The organism is Oleiphilus sp. HI0123 (assembly GCF_001635315.1).
Map to the genome: position 1 here is coordinate 1 of NZ_LWGE01000630.1, position 3105 is coordinate 3105.

3 protein-coding genes are annotated in these 3105 nt (G+C 41.7%); 1 reads left to right on the plus strand and 2 read right to left on the minus strand.

The window, feature by feature from the left end; all coding sequences use genetic code 11:
- Nucleotides 1-764: 764 nt before the first annotated feature.
- Entirely contained in the window at nt 765-1274 is a 510-nt protein-coding gene (locus tag A3761_RS05725) for an RNA methyltransferase (protein ID WP_068554499.1), read from the plus strand.
- A gap of 66 nt (nt 1275-1340) precedes the next feature.
- Here the strand turns inward: A3761_RS05725 and A3761_RS05730 are convergent, their stop codons facing one another.
- On the minus strand, nt 1341-2381 hold the full coding sequence (locus tag A3761_RS05730) for a substrate-binding domain-containing protein (RefSeq protein ID WP_068554501.1): 1041 nt from the start codon (nt 2379-2381) through the stop codon (nt 1341-1343).
- Nucleotides 2382-2395: 14 nt separating this feature from the next.
- Nucleotides 2396-3105, minus strand: a 710-nt coding sequence (locus A3761_RS05735; protein ID WP_231881175.1) for a hypothetical protein, incomplete at its 5' end; no start/stop codon positions are given.

Here is a 3105-nt window from a genome sequence, read left to right on the forward strand (position 1 = left end):
TCTTTTTCAATTGCGTAACCAGAATATTTAATGATCACGTAGTCAAGAATACCGCTGTNATCCGTTGCATCTGCTACGCCATTGATTGGGCCATATGCCTGCGTGCCAGCTTCATAAGTGCGCTCGCCTTTATTGTTTTCAGAGCTACCTAGAATTGTCAGACCACCCCATTGACCCTGATCATTCTGACCAGCAGTGCCCGCGATATCCTGTGCAGAAGTAAATATGATTGGGCTATTTTCAGCACCTTCAGCAAAAATCTGCGCACCACGGTTAATAGCAAGGTAAGAAGAACCTGTCGCACCGTACAACGTCGTACCAGCAGGAATTGTTAAAGTAGTCCCGTCTAAGAAGTTAACTTCGCCGTCGATCTTATAAGTTTGACCAGCAAGTAGTGTTACATCCTCTGCGAAGTCACCTTTCAAAGTTAGGTTTTCTGCAACGTAGTCAGCAGTAGCGGTAGAAACAGAAAAGCCTGAAGATGAGCTACCACCACAACCAGTGAGAGCAACTGCAGACATTAAAACACTAGCACTTGCTAAAGTTTTTAAATTCGAAAGCTTAAAATTCATATTGTGTATCCACATTGTTATTAAGGCGTTATTGCATAAATAATTTGAACCACGGGAACGATATAAATATTTGATGACAGTCAGATTACAGTTATGCTTCATGTTTATGACAATTGATTGACAGCGACGAAGCTGTAAAATTAACGCAACACCAGACCGGCGAACCAACCCAAGCCCTTACTAGGTTAAGTAATGATTGATAATGAAATTAGTATCGGCCTAAGCAAGCCTAAAACACCTACAAACGTAGCTGTCGTTCTTCGAGCGGCCTATTGCTTCAATGCAAAGCACGTCTATTTTACCGACAAAGATGGGCGCTATAACCGAGCAGCGCGCTTCCATACTGACACTCAAAAGAGCGAAGAAAAAGTTAGCCTTAGCGAAGTAGATAACCTAGCTGATGCAGTGCATGACGACTACAAACTAGTATGCGTAGAGCTGGTAGAAGGTGCGACACCCCTACCCCAATTTAACCACCCTAACAAGGCATTTTATGTCTTTGGTCCTGAGGATGGCTCATTAAGCCAGGAGATTATTGACCGCGCAGATGAAACTGTTTTCATACCAACTACCGGCTGCCTGAACGTGGCGATGTCAGTTAATATCGTACTTTATGATCGCATTTCTAAGTACGACCAAAACTTTGGCGATGAGCTCATCAAAAAAAGCCGGAACTTTAACAACAGGCTCACGCTTAAATAGCAATCAATTACAAATAAAAAAGGGAGTGAACATAATTCACTCCCTTTTTTATTAAACATTAAGCTATTAGCGCTGGCTTACATGCAGCGCATCTTCTAACACATCTAGCTCAAGCTGCTTTTGCTCAAGCGCTTCACTAAGGCTGTGATCAATCTCTTCTTCACCCATTGGGATAAGCCCAATTTCGGTCAATAAACCATCCTCACCAATAATATCGACATTCAAGAACATCTCGATATATTCCTTAATTGCTGGAACCTTCTCAATATGATCATTCTTAACGTAGAAGAACAGGCTTCTTGAAATTGGATAGTCCTTACTGGCAATGGATTCGCTGCTAGGCGATACATTATCAATATCAACACCAGCAATCGTGTCTTCGTTTTCAGTCAAGAAGCTGTAGCCGAAAATCCCTAGCGCTAGTTTATCTTTAGTTAACTGCTTAACAATCAAGTTATCGTTTTCGCCACTAGGTATGTAAACACCGTCAGAACGAATGACACGATAACCCTTTAGACCAGCATCACGATAAACCTTCATTTCTTCAGTTTGGTACTGAAGGACAATCTCTTCAAATGCGTCTCGTGTACCCGAACTGATTGGCGGGCCGTAAACCGTAATCTTACGATCTGGTAGTGCCGGATTGATTTGATTCCAATTTGTATATGGGTTGTCGATTAGTGCCGTGCCTTCTTTGTTAGGCACCTTTTTCGCCAAAGCAAGCAGCATGTCTTTCTTTGATACATTGAAAGGCTTATTGGCTTTGGATTGAGCCAAGACAATACCATCATAACCAAACATAACTTCGGTAATATTGCTTACGCCATTACGTTCACAAAGATGAAGCTCTTTGATTTTTATGCGACGACTTGCATTGGTGATATCCGGAGAATCCAGGCTGTTATCAGTGCAAAATAGCTTCATGCCACCACCAGTACCCGTTGATTCCACCACAGGCGTAGGGTATCGAGACACGCTACCAAACTCTTCGGCCACGAAGCTTGCGAAAGGATACACTGTGGAACTGCCCACAATTTTGATTTGATCACGCGCTTGAACTGAGAATGTAAACACGCACAGCGCAATTAGGCTCGCTAGCTTTGCCATAGTTACCTCTATAATTACTGGATAATAAAATTAGAACCGTATTCCGCACTGCTAACCAGCGAGTACCGTTTCTCTTGCGCCCTATTATCAACGACAATTATTTCATTTTTATTACGATCAAACCTGATACTTTCTACCTCGGGTAAAAGAGGTTGCACTCCCTTCATAGCAGACGCCCTGATAGGCTCAAACTGACCAACATACTTACGATTCTTCTTTTGGACTTTTAAGCATTCTTTACCATACACAGTATCAATATAAGTAAACGACGCTTCACAAGAACCATTCGAAACTGCACCCTTTTTATACAGCTTACTAAAATCGACTTTCTTTAGTTTAAACTTCATCGTTAAGGCGCTTGATTTACCTAGTTCAACCAAGGAAATCGAACCATCTGAAGTCACTACGTACAATGAGCCTTTAGCAAAGCTATTTGCTTCTTCAGCAATAAATACGTACAAATTGCCTGAGTTAGCGTCGTGAGAGTAAACGGTTTTATTGTCTGGCATCACGAGATAGGAACTCGCGAATAAACGACCAGCTGCATACACTTTTATCTGTTTCGCATTGCCCTTTTCATCCAGAACAATGACCTCATTCAACCACCCATATTGGTATGGTTTGACAAGGTCACTGTTACCTTTGAAGTATGGATTAAAGACACTAGCAAACTCTTCACTATATCTAGCATCTATCATTTTATACTCTGAAAATGTAAGCGTAT

What these genes read in the sequence shown, in the direction of transcription:
- A3761_RS05730 (WP_068554501.1), bottom strand. Translation starts at nt 2,381, where the DNA reads ATGGCAAAGCTAGCGAGCCTAATTGCGCTGTGCGTGTTTACATTCTCA.
- A3761_RS05725 (WP_068554499.1), top strand. Translation starts at nt 765, where the DNA reads ATGATTGATAATGAAATTAGTATCGGCCTAAGCAAGCCTAAAACACCT.